Annotated in this window: 22 protein-coding genes; all 22 read right to left on the bottom strand. The window is 33.8% G+C overall.

What is annotated here, in order from left to right:
* Positions 1-83: 83 nt before the first annotated feature.
* Positions 84-395, bottom strand: coding sequence for a hypothetical protein (locus RWN11_RS02390; RefSeq protein ID WP_314160202.1), 312 nt, complete (start codon positions 393-395; stop codon positions 84-86).
* 67 nt (positions 396-462) lie between these two features.
* The gene (locus RWN11_RS02385; protein ID WP_314160201.1) at positions 463-648 is read right to left on the bottom strand and encodes a hypothetical protein; all 186 of its coding nucleotides are present in this window, start codon (positions 646-648) and stop codon (positions 463-465) included.
* 1 nt (position 649) lies between these two features.
* The gene (locus RWN11_RS02380; protein WP_314160200.1) at positions 650-928 is read right to left on the bottom strand and encodes a hypothetical protein; all 279 of its coding nucleotides are present in this window, start codon (positions 926-928) and stop codon (positions 650-652) included.
* Entirely contained in the window at positions 928-1215 is a 288-nt protein-coding gene (locus tag RWN11_RS02375) for a hypothetical protein (RefSeq protein ID WP_314160199.1), read from the bottom strand. Before RWN11_RS02375 ends, RWN11_RS02380 begins: the two co-directional genes overlap by 1 nt.
* A gap of 122 nt (positions 1216-1337) precedes the next feature.
* Positions 1338-2570, bottom strand: a complete 1233-nt coding sequence (locus RWN11_RS02370) for a CHAP domain-containing protein (RefSeq protein ID WP_314160198.1) — start codon at positions 2568-2570, stop codon at positions 1338-1340.
* A 227-nt stretch (positions 2571-2797) separates the two neighbouring features.
* Entirely contained in the window at positions 2798-3061 is a 264-nt protein-coding gene (locus RWN11_RS02365; RefSeq protein WP_314160197.1) for a phage holin family protein, read from the bottom strand.
* Positions 3062-3073: 12 nt separating this feature from the next.
* Positions 3074-3445, bottom strand: coding sequence for a hypothetical protein (locus tag RWN11_RS02360; RefSeq protein WP_314160196.1), 372 nt, complete (start codon positions 3443-3445; stop codon positions 3074-3076).
* A gap of 28 nt (positions 3446-3473) precedes the next feature.
* Positions 3474-3794, bottom strand: coding sequence for a hypothetical protein (locus RWN11_RS02355; protein ID WP_314160195.1), 321 nt, complete (start codon positions 3792-3794; stop codon positions 3474-3476).
* 1 nt (position 3795) lies between these two features.
* Entirely contained in the window at positions 3796-4557 is a 762-nt protein-coding gene (locus RWN11_RS02350) for a carbohydrate-binding protein (RefSeq protein WP_314160194.1), read from the bottom strand.
* 1 nt (position 4558) lies between these two features.
* Complete coding sequence (locus RWN11_RS02345) at positions 4559-4741, bottom strand: hypothetical protein (RefSeq protein WP_314160193.1); 183 nt, start codon at positions 4739-4741, stop codon at positions 4559-4561.
* Complete coding sequence (locus tag RWN11_RS02340; protein ID WP_314160192.1) at positions 4734-8873, bottom strand: phage tail spike protein; 4140 nt, start codon at positions 8871-8873, stop codon at positions 4734-4736. Before RWN11_RS02340 ends, RWN11_RS02345 begins: the two co-directional genes overlap by 8 nt.
* Complete coding sequence (locus tag RWN11_RS02335; RefSeq protein WP_314160191.1) at positions 8873-9598, bottom strand: hypothetical protein; 726 nt, start codon at positions 9596-9598, stop codon at positions 8873-8875. Before RWN11_RS02335 ends, RWN11_RS02340 begins: the two co-directional genes overlap by 1 nt.
* On the bottom strand, positions 9595-13164 hold the full coding sequence (locus tag RWN11_RS02330; protein ID WP_314160190.1) for a tape measure protein: 3570 nt from the start codon (positions 13162-13164) through the stop codon (positions 9595-9597). Before RWN11_RS02330 ends, RWN11_RS02335 begins: the two co-directional genes overlap by 4 nt.
* Before the next feature lie 23 nt (positions 13165-13187).
* On the bottom strand, positions 13188-13760 hold the full coding sequence (locus tag RWN11_RS02325) for a Gp15 family bacteriophage protein (RefSeq protein ID WP_314160189.1): 573 nt from the start codon (positions 13758-13760) through the stop codon (positions 13188-13190).
* Positions 13753-14124 (bottom strand): hypothetical protein, encoded by a 372-nt coding sequence (locus RWN11_RS02320; RefSeq protein WP_314160188.1) that lies wholly within the window; start codon positions 14122-14124, stop codon positions 13753-13755. The genes RWN11_RS02325 and RWN11_RS02320 overlap by 8 nt, the downstream gene beginning before the upstream one ends.
* 17 nt (positions 14125-14141) lie before the next feature.
* Positions 14142-14597 (bottom strand): phage tail tube protein, encoded by a 456-nt coding sequence (locus RWN11_RS02315; protein ID WP_314160187.1) that lies wholly within the window; start codon positions 14595-14597, stop codon positions 14142-14144.
* The gene (locus RWN11_RS02310; RefSeq protein ID WP_003147066.1) at positions 14590-15003 is read right to left on the bottom strand and encodes a minor capsid protein; all 414 of its coding nucleotides are present in this window, start codon (positions 15001-15003) and stop codon (positions 14590-14592) included. Before RWN11_RS02310 ends, RWN11_RS02315 begins: the two co-directional genes overlap by 8 nt.
* A complete protein-coding gene (locus RWN11_RS02305) occupies positions 15000-15344 on the bottom strand; it encodes a minor capsid protein (protein WP_314160186.1) in 345 nt (114 codons plus the stop codon). The genes RWN11_RS02310 and RWN11_RS02305 overlap by 4 nt, the downstream gene beginning before the upstream one ends.
* The gene (locus tag RWN11_RS02300) at positions 15345-15683 is read right to left on the bottom strand and encodes a putative minor capsid protein (RefSeq protein WP_314160185.1); all 339 of its coding nucleotides are present in this window, start codon (positions 15681-15683) and stop codon (positions 15345-15347) included.
* Entirely contained in the window at positions 15673-16068 is a 396-nt protein-coding gene (locus tag RWN11_RS02295; protein WP_314160184.1) for a hypothetical protein, read from the bottom strand. The genes RWN11_RS02300 and RWN11_RS02295 overlap by 11 nt, the downstream gene beginning before the upstream one ends.
* A 26-nt stretch (positions 16069-16094) precedes the next feature.
* Complete coding sequence (locus RWN11_RS02290) at positions 16095-16310, bottom strand: hypothetical protein (RefSeq protein WP_314160183.1); 216 nt, start codon at positions 16308-16310, stop codon at positions 16095-16097.
* A 15-nt stretch (positions 16311-16325) separates the two neighbouring features.
* A complete protein-coding gene (locus RWN11_RS02285) occupies positions 16326-17213 on the bottom strand; it encodes a phage capsid protein (protein WP_314160182.1) in 888 nt (295 codons plus the stop codon).
* Position 17214 lies beyond the last annotated feature (1 nt).

Raw genomic sequence — 17214 nt, 5'->3', positions numbered from 1 at the left:
AATATCGTTGATATTATTTTTAAATAAAAACGTCCCCCTCTTACATAAGTGTTTTAATAGATGTGTAAGAGGGGGTTATTTTATTAATAGTTTATTAAATCATAGCTTCTGTAGTTGTTACCTTCCAATAAACTAGCTATAAAATCTCTATAATTTTCTTCAGTAATAGTTTCTTTTACTTCTTCCCAATAGTCCATAGCTTTGTCGAAGTCTTCATCCATTAACTCTTGATATTTTTCATAATCCATTTTATCTTCGATAAATCTATCTTCTTCAAAAGTTGGTTCACCTCTGTTTAACATTTCACCTAATTGGTAGTAAATGCTTCTGTAAGTATCTTCAGTAAATTCTATAATTCTGTTATATCCTCTGTGTTTAAAAGTAAGTTTTATCATTGTTGTAGTTCTCCTTTTGTTTTATCTATACTTATATTATACATAATATTATGTATAAATGCAAGAGTTATTTTAAAGTTTTTTTAATTTCTTTATAATATTTATGAAGTTTCAATGCGTTAGTTAGAGTTATATTGCCAACTTTCATCGTCTTTCTGTAACGATCTATTTGTTGTACTGGTATTCCAGTATCTTTTCCTATTTTATAACTTGTAATATCTAACTTTAACAATTCTTCAATATCTTTAATCAAATTAATACACCTCTGATTTTCCTGTTATTTTATATTTTATATTTAATTTATTTAGGTGAGATGTTACTATTTCTTTGTACTGGTAATCTTCAAGTGCTCCGATATACATATCAAATAAATCTTCATCCATTTCTCCATCGTTATCTTTCATCACTTTATTTTCAGTATAAAGTATCTCGTCTTCTATGATATCATAACTAATGTTGTTTTGTATAGTTTCAATCATAGCACTATAATTAGTGCTATGATATTTTTTACCGTTTATATTTAGTGTTAACATTATAATTTTACCTCCCCCATCGCTACCGCTATACAGAAGTTTTCAAATTTTTCACGGATATAAGTATTAATTTTAGTTATTGATTTTAAAGCCTCCGCCTCGTATCCGTGTTCTATTAATAAACGTAGTGCGTCTAAATTAAAATTTGAATAATCGTAGATTTCGTTAGCGTCCACTTTCACGAAATCTGTAAACTTATCTAAATTTTCAAGTAAAAATTTTTGTTCTTTCACTAAGAAAGCATTATTTCCTGTTATTGCGTTTTTTATAAAAGCTTGTTTTGACATTGTCTTTAGTTCTCCTTTTGTTTTGTTTGTATGATTATATTATACATAATATTATGTATAAATGCAAGCTCTTTCTTAAAAAAAGTTTAAAAAAAATAAACCCCACTAATGTGGGGTTTATTTTAGAAGATATTGCAGTTAACTACATAATCATCTTCAATCCATTGATTGCTAGAGTTTGAACCAATTCGACTCCAGCCGTTTTTCTTTTCATAAATATAAACTTCAGTACCTTTCGGTAGAAATTCTTTATCTTTGCTGTTTGCGTTCGGTTCTGTTTCTACATAATAATCAGTATTCATATAACCTCTATAATAAGGTTGTTCTCTGTTCTCAAGGTTCGTATTAGTGTCTAATACATTTATTTCAACTACTGCTGGCTTATTACTTACTGTTCCAGTTTCTATATCTTTCTTAAACTGTTCTTTAGTAATTCCCCATTTTGCTAAATAAGGGTAAGGGTCTATGTGGTCTGAAAAGTTGTTAGGTTGGTTATTTGTGCAATAATAGTGCGTTTTAATTCCCTCTAAACTATCAGTATCAACCGTGATAGGTATTCCAGCTTGATTTGCTAAATCTCTTAGTAACTGAATATAAATCTCATAGTCAGCTCTAAATTCTTCATAAGTCTGATGGCTTTCTATAAGTTCGACTGCTGCGAATGTTTCGTTGTTCCAACCTCCGCCAACATCCCATGCTCCTTGACCTACGTAAGCTGTTTGATAGACTTTACCATTTCCAACCACGTGAGTATAGAAGCCACTATTTAGATCTTTATTTCTCATATAAGTAGCTTCTCCACTAGCTTTACTTGTTGGATTTCCAGTTGAGTGAGCGTGTACTTGTCTATAAGGTGCTACTCCCACTTGTGGAGTTTGTCTTAAATAAGTAGTATCTTCAGTATAAGTCATTTGTTGTTCCTCCTGTGAATAATCAATTTTCGGTCTTATCCAACCTATCACACCAGTAAAATCACGTTCATTATAACGTGCTGGGCCACCGACAGTTAATGCGTCAGAATTGCCGTCAATGTTCTGTTCAATAGTTTTAATCGTGTAACCGTCACTATCTTCAATAACTACTCCAGTATGTCCGAACTGGTGTGTCGGAACTTCCATTACAAACACATCTCCAGCCTTAGGATTAACTCCTGGTGCGTTATAAATTACTTGTAAACCTTGTTCTTTTGCGTTGTTAAGTAAATCAATAGCATTTCCGAACAGTCTTATCTTCCAGAAAGTCCATAAGTAGTAGTTTATCCAGTCTACACATTGACTGCCATAGTATCCGTCAAAATCGTGAAGTTTGTTAACTTCTGATTTTAGAAAATCTAGTATTTTTTTAAGTAATACCATTATTTATCCTCCGTTTTAATTAATATAAAAAAGACTAAGTATAAACCTAGTCTTTGAAAGTTTTATTTGTTTAATTCCCAACAAGGGACGTACTCAAAATACGCTTAAACGTTAATTCACTATTTGTTGGTACATAGTGTATCTCATTGACACCTACAAAAAGAACCCCTGTGTCAGTCGTAACTGCCTATATAGGAACAGGGGGATTGATATATTAAAGTATATCATTATTTCTCTGAATTATCAATTTCAGAGTTATTTCCTACAGTTTGTTTGTAAATTTGATGCACACCAACAGCACCCACTCCAAGAGTAATTGCTGTTGCATCTTTAAATAGGATAATTCCTATCAGTCCTCCTAACACTCCTAGAAAGTTTGGTATCATTTCATTTGGAAAGAATTTTGACTCTTTCAAAAACTTACCTAACATCCCAAGTAATGTTACTATTAAAAATACTAATGCCGGCTTTAAAAATTCTAATTGTTCCATTTGTTTATCCTCCTACTTTTCTATAGGTAGATTCTTAAACCTACTATACAGGGCTGTAATTTTACCATTTCCACCTATTTCCTGATAACTTTTATACAATCCACTTAATTCTGATAAATCTTCGCTTGTAGTATATCCACGCTCTATCGCTTCACTAAATTCCTTGTGCAACCTAAACGACATTATACTTTTATTCGAATCACGATTATGTAGACCTATTTGTGTTACTTCATCAACTTTATCTTGAGTACTCTTTACTTCCTTATTTAGCTGTTCAAATTGTTTAGCCATTTGTTTATTGCTATTGTCGAACCATATTTTAGTTAATGGAATAATAGCGACTGTGAATAATTGCAATACAAATTGCAAAATATAATTCTCCATAACAGACTACCTCCAAAAAAAGAACACGCTATTCAGCGTGCTCTGCAGTTTCTTTCGGTACTTCGCTTACTGTTGATGTTGGAGTAACTACCTCTTTTGGTACTTCCTCAACTTTAGGTTGTTCACTTACTGGAGCAGGAGCAACAACTTCTTTTGCTGCTTCCTCAATTGCTTTTAATTCAGCTTCTTTTTGCTTAAACTCATCAACTGCCAGCTTAACCATTTCACGTAAGTTTCCAAAGTTAGGTACTTGCTCTAAAGTTTCAACCTCTGTAATAACCATTCTCATATGAGTTTGTACTAAATAATCATTTTGTTTAAATTTTGCATGTTTTACTCTAAATCTCATCTTAATTATCCCCCTCGCTGTGTGATAGATTGTTGCTATTTTCTCCGTGATTTTCATGTTCTTCTTCTCCTTCATCTTCATCTTCTTGTGATAATTGTTCCATAATTGATTGAACTACTTTTGTTAATGCTTCATCTAATTGTAATTTAGTAATGTAACGGTTGTTATCATCTTCTAATTGTTCTTTGTTTTCAGTGCGTTCAAAGGTGATTTCTTTATACTTAGTAGGTTCAGCACTTGGCACCCACTCAACAACGCTTGTGTGGTCTGCGATAACTTCGTATAATTTACCATCAAACTTAAATTTATCACCTACTGAATAATCTGTGTTAACTTCGTAAGAATCAAAAGCGTTGATAATTTTATCTTTGTTTGTTGTGATTGTTTTTGGGTCTAACACGTCTAAAAGTAACGTCATCAGTACTTTGTCATTACCTTTATTCACCTTAGCGAATAGTTTAGTTAATGCTTTCTCACGTTCAGCAGTATCTTGCTTGTTACCTGTTAAAATGCCTATTTGCTTATTAAGATTAGCATACTCCGTAACTAGTGCTGGTGTTGCCTCACCTGTGTACATTTGAACTGCAATTTGTTTTCTAATTTCTTCTAAAATTTCTGCATCATTAGCAGTTGCAAATTTACCTGGTAATTCTACGTTACCGTTGAAATAAATACCTCCAGTATTCATATTAAAATATACGTTTACGCTCTTATATCCTCCTGCGGTTGGGTTAGGTTGTTTTACTGATATTTCTAGTGCCATATTAATCTACCTCCTCTTGTTTTGGTTCTTTTACTTTAGTTTCTTTTAATTCTTTTAATTCCTTTTCTTTAGCTTCTAGCTCATTAGTTAACTCATTGTAAGCTACTTTGTAATGAGCTAATTGCATAGTTTTTTCACTTAATTCTTGTGCGATTAAGTCTATTGGTTGTAATTGATTATCCATTGATTAATTCCTCCAATTTGTTTTTTAATATTTTATTTTGTTGTGATAATTCTTGTACTGCTTTAAGAGCAATATTAATTAATCGTAATCCATCTAACCCTAAATATGTTTCATAGTCTACTACTAAACTTTCATCAAGTTCTTGAACTTCTTGTGCTATCAACCCGCATTTAGTGTGCGGTCTTTCGTAACCAATTTCATCTTTATTCCAGCCATGGTCTTTGAATTTTAATTTTTCTACAAATTCAAGTGCGTTAAATTCCGACTCTTTAATATCAGTCTTTAATTTTCTATCTGATCCCCATTGGTCTACTTTGATGTTCCAAATATCAGAGTTGGAGTTGTCAGTACTAAAGAATCGCATTAATCCACCCTCTTTATATCCTATGAATTTTACAGGAGCATGATTTGAAAATGGAGAACTATAGTCTAAATTTGTAAGAATAGGTTGACCCTTAACAACAGACCCTAAGATTCTTGATGAAAAACAAGCCATACCAGCAACTGTTAATAGCACTCTATTAACTGCACTTGGAACAGTATTTCCTTTTGTGAAATCAGGGTCTTCATATATGAATAATCCTGGTGGTACTCCACTTTCTTTTGGTCCTACACCCTCACCAGCAATTTGAAGTCCAATACCTCGCTTACTTCCAAAATTCTCAGGTGCGTTAATTTGTAAGCCTTTTTCGATAGGTTGTAAGAATCCATATTGACCTATTTTAATTTTAGATTGTCCAGATATTACAACACCATTTAAGGTATCTGTGTCAATTTGAGTAGACCTAATTTTAACTGCATTTAATTTGTTAATGAAAGCTTGTTGTGCCCAAAGTTTGTTGATAAAAGCATTATGCGTTAGTAAATTATGAATTAAACCATCATCTATTAACACATGCTTAGCTTTGACTGCGTTAGCAGCAATAATTTCTGAAGTGATACTTCCTGCCTTGTGGTGTCCAGTTTCCAATGTTTCAGCTTTTATTTGTCGACCTTCGATTGAACCATCAACAATTAATTCTGCTGATTTTTTCTTATAGATTTTAGCGTTTTTAAAAGTAATATTTGTGAAATTACTTGTTCCATTTTGCAACAATCCCAATTTATAACTTTTAACTTCTCCTGTTAATCCAGTTACTGTAAGTGTGCATTTTAAAGTATCATTAGTTGAATATTCATTACTTCTTACTATAACTGGGAATTTCCATGTGTAGCTACCTGTTTTATATTGTATTTCAATCGTAAAGTTAAGAGATTGTGTTAACCTACCATACCATGAACCTACCCCTTCAATGATAAATTGGTCTCCATTTTGTAATTTATCACCAGTGATTAACGGTGTTATCCATTTATCCCTACTATTAGAAATTACCGTTTCTCTAAACTCTGGTAACACTAAATTCTCATTACTTGGTGTGATAATCACCCTATCAGAAATGGCTTGTATACTTTCTGGACTAACTGATAGAATACTTGCTAGATTTCTACCATTGAAAACTTTATTTGAACCAAAATCAATTCCATCAGCTCCTATTCTAAGTTGTGAATGTTTTACTGTATCGTTTAATCCACTACTAACTGTATTTAAGGTTTGTGTAGCTGTTTGTTTCCAAGTGTTTAACTCGTTGATACTTTGCTGAGTATCTTCAAGAGCTGGTGTCCAGTCGGTAGCAATATTCCCTGTTTCTAATTTTGGTAATTTGATATAAATTTTATCTCCATTATTAAAATTAGTAGTAGGGTCATTAAAAGTGAACATGTAAAATTTTGAAAATCTATTTGTAAAAGTGTGCGATATCCTCGTCCAGTTAGTTGATATATCAATTCTTTTTTGACCATTAGTTTCAAAGCCAACTGAATTTAAAGTAATATTTCTACTAGCTTTAATTTCAATAGACCATGTTAACGTCTCGTTTTGGAATTGAGTTTTAACTAAATCTGTTAGGTTAAACCAAAAACCAGTTTTATCGCTTCCACCTTTTTTTGTCAAAATGATGGTATCACCATCAACTGTTTCATCCCATTTACCACTACCCCAATGTGTCTTAGCATTTAGATTTTTACTGTCAATAATATAATTTCTACCACCTAAACTAGTTGGAATACTATTTCTAACATTACTGATTTCACGACTAAAACTGTTTGCTGTTTCTTGCACCTTGTTTTCAACTACAGAAGTAGTTGCATAACCTTTCTCGTTAACCCAACTTTCAATGCTACGTCTTGCAGCAGTCAGTTGATTAGCTGTGTTATTTTGTGCCCAAATTTGCATATTAGCAACTCTTACTGCGTCTTGATTCTTGTAGGTCTCTAACGCTGATAGTTGGTTGGTAATTCCTCTAGCACTTTCTGTGAATTTGCTACTAAATTCTGTGTTCTTAACAAAACCTTTATTATCAATGATTTTATTAATTTCAGTTCTTTCACGGCTTAATTGACTAGCAGTATCACGCTGAACCCATTGCTTCAAGCTCTCGGTTCGTGTGCCATCTTGATTTTTATATTCTTCAAGAGAACTAACTTTACTTTTTAAACCATCTACACCTTTAATAAACTCAGCCTTAACTGTACTCAAGCTATCTTCATTTTTCTTCTTAACAGCAGTAAATTCTCTTGATATGCTTGTTTCCAGTTCTGTAACCTTGCTTGTAGCACCGTTAACAAGTCCTCTAAGCTCTACAACTGTTTCATTGTTTGAAATATCTTGAATGTTGTTAACTCGATCAGATAAAGCTTGAATTTGCTTAGTAGCTTCAACTCTATTCTTGCTTATCTCTAAGTTTGTAGCTTGGAATTGCCTGTTGTAGTTTTCAACGGTTGCTGATACTTGGTCTCTAATAGGTGCTAGTTTCTCGTCAAAGGCTTCACCCATTTTTCGGAGCTTTTCTTCGCTACTTAACAAGGCTTTTTCATATCCATCTTTAACCTTATCTTCAATAATTTTTGATTTTTCTTTAAAAAATCTGTCGTATGCTGCTTCCTGTTCAGCAATTAGAAAATTTATTCTAGCTAGTAGTGAATCGTTTTGTACTTGAAGTGCTTCTAATTTAGCTGAATTACCATCTGTAAAGCTACTTCTACCATCTCCTACTTCTATCTCGTGATTTTCTTCAAGGATAACATCCCAAATTACCTTAACTACTTTCGCATTCTCATTTAATATTCCCAACTCGTTGTAATAAACTTTCAATCTGTCGCATAAATCTATCTGTTCAAGTGCTGGGTTATCAAACACGCCCTCAACTTTTGATAAATCTTGGTAGTTGATCTTTAAGTTAGTTTTTGGCACACCTACATTATTACTTTTAATGTAACTTTTAGCTTTGCTTCTTAACTGCTCTACACTTTTAATATTTTCATCACTTGAAAAATCAACTTTTAAAATTCTTCTATGAGTGAATTTATTTAAGTGTATGCTATCAAGTAGTATTTCTGGCAATGTTATTAATTGCTCCCTGTTATTATCATCAGTATATTTTTTAAACGGAAAAACTGAAGTGTAAGTTTCAAGTATTGATTGTTCTTGTTCTAAGTCTAACAAGTTTTTACCGTAAGCAATGATGGTTGGGTTATCAATTCCCATACTTTTGTGAAGTGTAATATTTAAGTTATCGAATTCATATTCTCCACCCCAAACATCAAGAATTGAACCTGCTTTACCACCTAAAGCATCACGGGCGTTCTCAATGTTTTCAACTTTCCACGTAGTAGAATTTACAGTTGTTATATCTGAATTAACAAAGAATTCATCTCTACTATCCAACAAGTTATCTCTCCATGTTGATAGTGCCATCAAAGCACTTCCAGTAATAGTTATATCTGGTCTGATAGCGTTCATTGTAGTTTTAACTTGTGAAATGTGTTGACAGTAAATTTTAAATTCATTTTGTGTTTTAGTGATCTTTGAAACTACAAACCGTTGATTTTTAGTTCTGTAACCTGCGTCACTTTTGATATACATTCCCTCTTTAATTTTATCAACATTTTTACCGTTGACTGGATAATCAAATTCGAGAATATATATACCGTTTTTCTCTCTTGAAACGTGGCATTTAGAAGCGTCAGATAATACTGACACCCCCAAATGTTCAAAATTAGTTTCATTTGCTTTATATAAAATAGGATAAGCCATTAAACTAGCGCCTCCCATCTTGGGGTTATTTCAACAACAAATGAGTTGTTGTCCCATGAGATTCTGTTATCTCCTATTTCAAGGTGTGGAAATGGATAAGTGAACACCTTATCATACTGCGGTTCTTTATTATCCCAATGAGCGGACTGCGTTTCACAGTCGATAACAATGTGTCCACTAACTCCTTTTAACCTAAATATTTGAGAATTAATATTCAAATTAATATCTCCTGTTCCTCTTAATTTAATAAGTGGATTGGCTTTTCTACGTTCTGGGTTTCTTAGTATTTGACCATTAGAAACTGTTATCTTATTAAGTCCTGTTTTTAGATATTTAATAGGATGTAATTTAAAATTTAAGATACATTTTTTCTTACTTGTTAATGTTCCCTCAATTTTAAACGTTTCATAAAAGTACGCCTTATAAAGATACTCACTATCCCAACTTAAGCCAAAATCATACCATTTTGGCTCTATGTTGATAAGATAATCATTTAATTTATTGATTATATTTTGGACATTAGCTTTCTCATCATAGATTTTAAACGGGAAAGTACGTTCAACTACTTTCAACCGTTTATTATCTTTAATTTTCGCACCGTTCACACCGTCTATTTCAACTAAATCTACAGTTTGAGAAGAAGATTCCAGTTCTATTTCATCTACTAATCTTAATCCTAACTCTTTTGTGTTTAGTTGGTTGTAAGTTATATATTTAGTTATCATAGCCTGTCTTTCTCCTCCTTAATCAAGAATTTTATTTGTTCGTATAATTTGCGAACGTCTTCTTCAGAATTTGTGCTTAAATTTTCTATATGTAGCAACGCTCCAAAGTTGCTTGTTTTATTGTTAGTAACGTTGTTACTACTTCCACCTACTGTCGCAAACGATGGAACACCTTTAAAACTTAACATGTTCTCAGGCACAAAGTTAGGTTTGAATTTGTCAATTGCACGTTGATAAACGTCGAACGCTTTATTCAATGCTGGCATATTTTTAACCATACCAGTAGCAACCCCACCTGTTAAGTGGTGTCCTGTTCTTTTCTGTGTAAGCCTTGATGGTGAGTGAATTTGCGCCTTAGCTCTTAACGCTCTGTCAACCTCGATAATAATTGCGTTTGCTGCTGCAATAACCGCTCCTAATGCTGAGTACATACCTCGAGCAACTCCGTTACTTACTTGTGCTCCCACATTATAAGCAACTGGAACTATACTTTGACCTACGCTTTGAACAGTATTCTTGATACTATCCATAGCTGAACGAACGTTACCTTCGTTACTCCTTAAGCCGTCAGCAATATTTCTACCTGCTTCTTCACCTGCTCTACGTCCCTCTTGTGCCATTTGTGAGGCTGTTTGTTGAAGTGTAGACACAAATTGTTGGCATGTACTTTGAATAGATCCTAAGGCACTATTCATTGCTGAAGAAATGGCACCAGCTAAACTGTTCATTGCTCCACTAATGCTTGCGACCATACCAGATACTGTTGCTCCAACCGATGAAATCGAAGTACCAATTTGATTAATCTGACCTGCTACGCTAGTGGATGTACTTCCAACTTGTGACAATGCACTTGTTAAACCATTAACTACACCAGTTAACGCTCCAATTGAAGCTGAAGTTGTACCAAAGCTTACTGCTAATGTTGATAAAACAACACCAAATGCACTAATTGATACAGTAACAGAACTTACTGCTGTTCCTATGCTTGTTATTTGACTGTTGAAAGCACTAATTGAACCGCTGGCAGTCATAAGTCCAGCTAGTGAAGTTGTAATGTTAGTACTAAACATTTGAACGGCTGTTGAAGTTGTAATCAAGATAGGTGGTAAGGCATTTAATGAAGTAGTTAAGCTTGTTATTAATGTTGGTAATGCAGTAAATGCTCCTTGTACAGAAGTTGCTGCTTGACCTAACATTGATAATCCGCTAGCCATGGTTTGCATACCTGCTCCAGCAGTTGTCATTTCCCCGGCATGAGCAGTAATTGCACCTACTCCAGTTGCCGTTGCTGTTAATGTAGCAACTAAATCACCTAAGCTTAAATCAACAAGAGTTTTAACACCCTCAGCAAATAACCTAAACCCATTACCTGCCTTTTCTGCTGATTCACCTATACTTTTAATTACGTTTGCTACTCCATCAAGTACTGTTCTTATTGAGTTACCTATTGAATCAATAACTTCTTTAATTCCATCACACACAGTTTTAACTGCGTTACCGAATTTCTCAAAGGCTGTTCCAACACCCTCTAATACTGATTTTATTGAATTACCTACTGATTCAATCACGGAACCTACACCCTCAAGAGTTGACTTAATAGCATTACCAACTGAATCAATAATGCTTGCTACTCCTTGTAAGGCTGATTGAATAGCAGTACCAACCGAAGTAATTACAGTCCCAACTCCCTCAAGAGCCAGTCTTACTCCATTTCCAAAACCAGTAAATGCTGAACCTAACCCCTCAAGTACAGACTTAATGGCAGTACCTACAGATTGAATTACACTACCTATTCCCTCAAATACTGACTTAATAGCAAGTCCAACTGATTGAATAACAGTTCCTAATGAAACTAAAACGGCTGATAAGCCAGTACCTAATGCAAGAATAACTTGTGACACGGCACTTCCTAAGGCTTGAAAGACCTTAGCTACTCCATCTCCTTGAGTTCCCAAAAGTGCAAGTCCAGCGCATACCATAAGGATAGCTCCACCCAATGCAAGCCACGTTGTTGGTGGCACCATAGCAATGGCACTTCCTAAACCTTTAAAAGCAATAGCAAGTCCAGTTCCTATACCTTGTGCAGCAGTTGAAATTCCAGTACCTAAAGCAGTTAGAACAGACGGAACACCGCTCAATGCTGTTTTAATACCAGTACCAATTCCCTTGGCACTTGTTGCTATCCCTTTACCTGCTGATTCTAGTAATTTACCAAAACCACCAAATATTTGTGATAAAGTACTTTTAGAACTTCTAGCTTTCTTCGTAACTTCATCTAACGATTCAGTAGCGTTTTTCTTGAATAATTTAAACGGGTTTAACCCCTTAATTAAATCAAGTCCTTTAGTTGCCAACTTGATGGCTTTTAATGAACCTACAATTCCTAACAATGAATAAGCAATGGCACTAATTACACTTGGTGGGAGTGAAGCTATTAATTTAGCAAACCCACTAACTACTTTCGCTACTACGTTCACAATTAAACCTAAAGCATGTGCAAATGTGCTAATTGCTCCACTATTTGCCAAAGCTGTAACAAGGTTAGTTACTGCCTTTTGAATGTTTTTAAAGGCGCTTAAAACGGCACTTATCGCTCCGCTATCATTCAACCCTTTCCATAGTTCCTTAGCTACTGTAACAACATTTTTAATTGAAGTAGCTATTCCATTAACTACTCCATCAATATCAATACTTTCTAAGAAACTACCTAACTTTTCAGCAAAGTTTTTAAAGTCGATTTTTTCTAGTGCTTCAGTAATTCCAGTAATTGCCTTAATTCCGAACTTGTTTACTTGTTCAAATGCTGGCTGTAACCTATTAGCTAAACTTTCTTTTGCTCCATCGATGGCTTGATCTATAGTTTTAAACTCGGTCGCCATTTTAGAAAAGTTATCGTTGTTACCTACCTTTTTAATGGCGTTGAAAAAATCTTCTGTTTTGATTTTTCCATCTTGAACTCCCTTAACAAGTTCATCAAGTGACATTCCCATTTCCTTGGCAATTGCCGCCATACCTGCTGGGGTTTGTTCCATCATCAATTTAAAGTCCTGCCACGCTACTTTTGGCTTCGCCGCCATCTGTGTAGCTTGAGTACTTAAAGTTTTCATGGCTTGCTTAGGATTTTCTGCCGCTGCTGCTAACCCACCAAAACCAGTTACAAGTTTATCAGTTTCTTTTATCCCTACTGCTGCTAACTGCGAATAGGTCTGTGCCATATCTGAAGCACTGTAAATAGTCTTGGTGGCATAATCTTGCATAACGCTCTTAGCTTGTGCGATTTCTTCCTTAGACTTACCAATCATTGACATGTTGCCTTCGAAAGTTTTCCACGCTTTTGTTGAACTGTTTAATTCGGTTACCATCCCTCGAATACCGTTGGATATCCCACCAATAGCAGTACTTATTCCAGCACTTACTAGATTTGCTCCTAACACACTTTTAAAGACTGAACCTGCCTTAGTTCCAGCACTTTCAAGACCGTTTAAGGCACTTTTTAACCGTCCTATTCCAGAGGTGGCGCCTTTCTCGTTCAAGTCAACATCTATTTTAACTTTTCCCTCTGCCATATATTAACCTCCTTTCTTTTAAACTAATCATTGATAGGAAGTTCATATTGACGTTGTAGTTTTCGCATGCTTTCCTTATATTCAGGACTATCATGTTTTGATGGTTTGTAAGACCTAATCTTTACAACTTCCATAAATTTAGTATTTTCTGGAAGTCCATTTAATAAGGCATTAAACTTTCTCCAATGCAATTTACCTTGCATTTCTATTAAATCAATATTGTATGCTTGCAAAAAAGAAGCAAAAATATAGTCTGAGTCGTATTTCAAACTATATAATTGCTCCTGTTCTTCTTCTATTTCCTTAACTGGCATAGGATTTCCAGCCAAATCATATTCTACTGAATTAAATTCCTCATTCTTGATATGCTCTTTTATTACTTCGTCTAAAAATAAAACTACGTCCTCAATTGAGTATTTCTCAAATGATTCACCTGTTAACATTAATAAGGCAAAGTGTGGTTTCTGATAATCTTCAAGATCACTAGAATTAAGCATATCAAACAACCTAATTACATTATCAAAGCTAAGATTAAGCTTATAAACTTCACTACCAACGATTAATTCATCTTCTAATTTATAAGCTAAATTAAGCATGGTCGATATTTAGATACTTAATCAGCTTATCTGGAGAATAACTACTACCTAATTCTTGAGTTAACCCAAATAGCGTTTGAAATACTGCTAGTAATGTTGGCATACATGATTTGTTATAAAGATTATAAACTTTCTCAAAAGTTTCTTCATCGAATAATTCAACCCATAATTCTTTAGCTAAATCATAGATTAATTTAATATCTTCAGTTGTTCCTTTTAGTTCACCAAGCTTATCTTTAACCTTACCTGCTTTTTCTTCTACGTTTGCTAGTTTTAAAATATTTTCATCACTAGTTATAAACTTTAATTCAAATTCTCCAAAATCAACTGGAATTACATTTTCAAATTTCTTAATTACTACCATGCTTAAATCCTCCTAAATTATGCTACCGCTGTTTGTTTTGGCAATGTTGTCCACTTAATCGTACATTCAAAGTTTTCAAAGTCGCTTGCGTCACCGTCTCCAGCTTTTATCTTAGATACGATTGCTACTGCTTCCCACGCTGTCTTACCGTCAGAAGAAACAACTTTGAACCATACTTTTCTATCATCTCCAACCTTATATCTAAGGTCAGCGATTAGTTTTTGTGCTTCATCTTCTACATCGAAGTTCCCCTCAAATGAGAATCCAGCTTTAACTGATTTTACAGTTTCCTCTGGTGTACCATCTCCGTCATACCATGCTACGTCATCTGTATCTTCGTCTGTTTCATCGTTAACAGTTTTAATATATTTCGCTAACAATTTATATTGTTCTTTTGTTGGTGCTGTTGTAGCGTTCGCCTTATCAAAAGGTGCTACAAAATGTTTTCTTAATGCGTTTTTTTGTCTAGCCATTTAATATATCTCCTTCAATTTCAATTTTTGCTACTATACGTAACGTATATATAAAATAATCTTGCTCATCACGTCCATTAACTGCTGGCTTTCCAACCTCTAGTCCTAAGAAGCGATAAGTATTGTTTGCACTAGGTAATTGCAAATTAAATTCAGATAGTGCGGTGTGGATAGTCCACAAGATCGAGTTAGCTTTTTGGTTATCCATACACTTAATGGCAATTTCAAAAGGTAAACTAATTTCTTGAGTTCCATCCATAAATAACCGCTCTACCTTACCACCAGCAATTAAATTAACTACTAAATCATCTGATTCAATGAAATAATCTAATCTAGCTACAAGTGGCAAATTTAAAGAATTAATATAATCACAAAGTACATCTTGAAAATCAATGTTATTAATCATCTTATTCCTAATCCTTTCTTAGCTACTTCTTCCCAATTTTTCATCTTGCTATTAGAAGCTTTTTCAGTCCATTTGCTACCAGTACCAGGGGTTGTATATTTTCTGAATCTAACTATTCCATTTGTTCCAAAAAACTGTGCTCTAGCATATACTGTATTCCATGATACTGAACCGTTATTAGCTTTTCCAGTTCCTCTTAAAATATCTTCACCATCACTTGGCACATAGTTTTCACTGTCTAGCAATACTTGGTCAGCAACTTCTATTCTAGCTTTCTTAACGTTCCCTGGTCCGAATTTTCGCTCCATAGGTGATAAATCGTAAGATACTTTTAGTGACATCTAAATCACCGTTAACTCATAAGAGAATACTTTATTTCCTAAATAATTAGTTTCAAAACTAATCACCTTATATTCTCCGTGCTTATCTTTAACGTTAGCTTGTAACCAACTATCATTAACAACAACATTATTAAATTTAGGATAAATAAATAAGGTTCCCGATTTGTTCCTTGTGATATTTGTTAAGTTTTGAGTGTTTGTAGTTTTATCTATAGAACTTCTATCAAACCGAACGAATTTTATTTCAAACGGTTCTTTAAAAGTGATCTTCCCCCATTTGTCTTTTTCTCCTGCTAAACTTACCTCTACAGTATCAGTTAAAAGGCGCTTATCTATCATAGCAAACACCTCTATATCCGAACCCTACGCTTTTAAGTAAGTTCATAGTGTCTAACGCTAAATTATACTTACTAGCTTCAATTTTAGCTGAACTAGTTCCACTACCACCATAATTAATAGTAGTTCTTCCAATACTCAAACTACCTAATGAATGTTTATCTTCGGCAGTAAGTATTCCAGTTTCATTTAAGTAGCGTATTTGATTAGCAATAGCAAGCTTCACAGCTTTCTTACGTGGTGGAAAATCATCTTCTAAACTATTATTTTGATAAAAGTAATTTGTATATAAATCTACTGCCATTTCTGCCTTTACTTTTAATTCTGAAAATTCTTCAATTTCTGCAAAACCTAATTCTTTATATTCTTCTAAAGTTAAATAACTCATTTTTAACCTCCTAAAAAGAGGCTGAATTATTCAACCTCTTTAGCTTTTTTATCTTCTACTGCTGGTGCTTCTTCCTTAACTTCTTCTTTAACTTCTTCTGGAATAATAGTTAAGGCTCCCTCACCTAATGTACTGATAATTTCTTTCGCTCTAACTTCTGTAATATCAAGTTCAGTTCCTTTTTTCACTCGTTCATAAGTATTTTTATCTGTGAAATCTGCGTTTACTAAGTATTTAACCATTGTTATTTCCTCCTATTATGCTAACGGTGTAGCGCTTGTTACTTTAATAATTGCTTTTTTATTGTCATCAAGAACGAATGTACCACCTTTAGCAGCAGCTTGAAGTTTAACCCCGTCAAACTCTTGTGCTTCTACTGTTCTAGCAGTTTCAATTCCGATGAATGGAATAACAATTCCATCTGGAGAAAAGATCGCAACAACATTATTTTCAAAGTATTGTTCTGCCACTTCTTTTAATTCAACGTTTTTATATTTTAATAAACCGTTTGTGTCGATACTAACGTTTGAACCTTTTGATTTGTTGTTTGAAGCCATATCTACAATTGCATTATAGACTTGTGCTCTTAAGTAACATTTAATTGGTGCATTAATTTCAGTATTAACTACATAAACATTTATCTCGTTAAATAACTTCTTAAGGTTAGCTTCAGTAAGATCAGCTAATTGTTTAGTTTCTCCTGCGTTATCTGATAAGAATTTCCCTACACGTTTATTGATTTCTCTAGTTTGCGCTTCTGCATGTAATCTTAATCGGTCTGCTACTGCTGCGTTTAAATCATTGTTAACTGTGTAACGATCAATTCCCTCGTGAATCGCAAGTAAATAATTGTATTCTACTTCTGTATCTGTGTAGATTACTTCTTTTAATTCACCAAAACGGCTTCCTCCTTCTTTTCCAGTTCCCATAGCTACATTAGCGTCTGTTTTATATTTCCCTATTACTACTGGTGTATTGTTAGTTTTAACCATGAAAGCCTTAGTATTGTGTTGTACTCCGTCTAGTGTTTGAATAGGAGCTAATACTCCAGCGAATGCTTTTTGAACGTTAAAAATCGTTGATAGCATTTGTTTATATTGTGGCGCATACTGGCGCACTGGTAAATTATTGTTATTTGTTGTCATA

Source organism: uncultured Gemella sp., assembly GCF_963519265.1.
Classification (GTDB): domain Bacteria; phylum Bacillota; class Bacilli; order Staphylococcales; family Gemellaceae; genus Gemella.
This window is presented reverse-complemented; position numbering and strand designations above follow the sequence as displayed.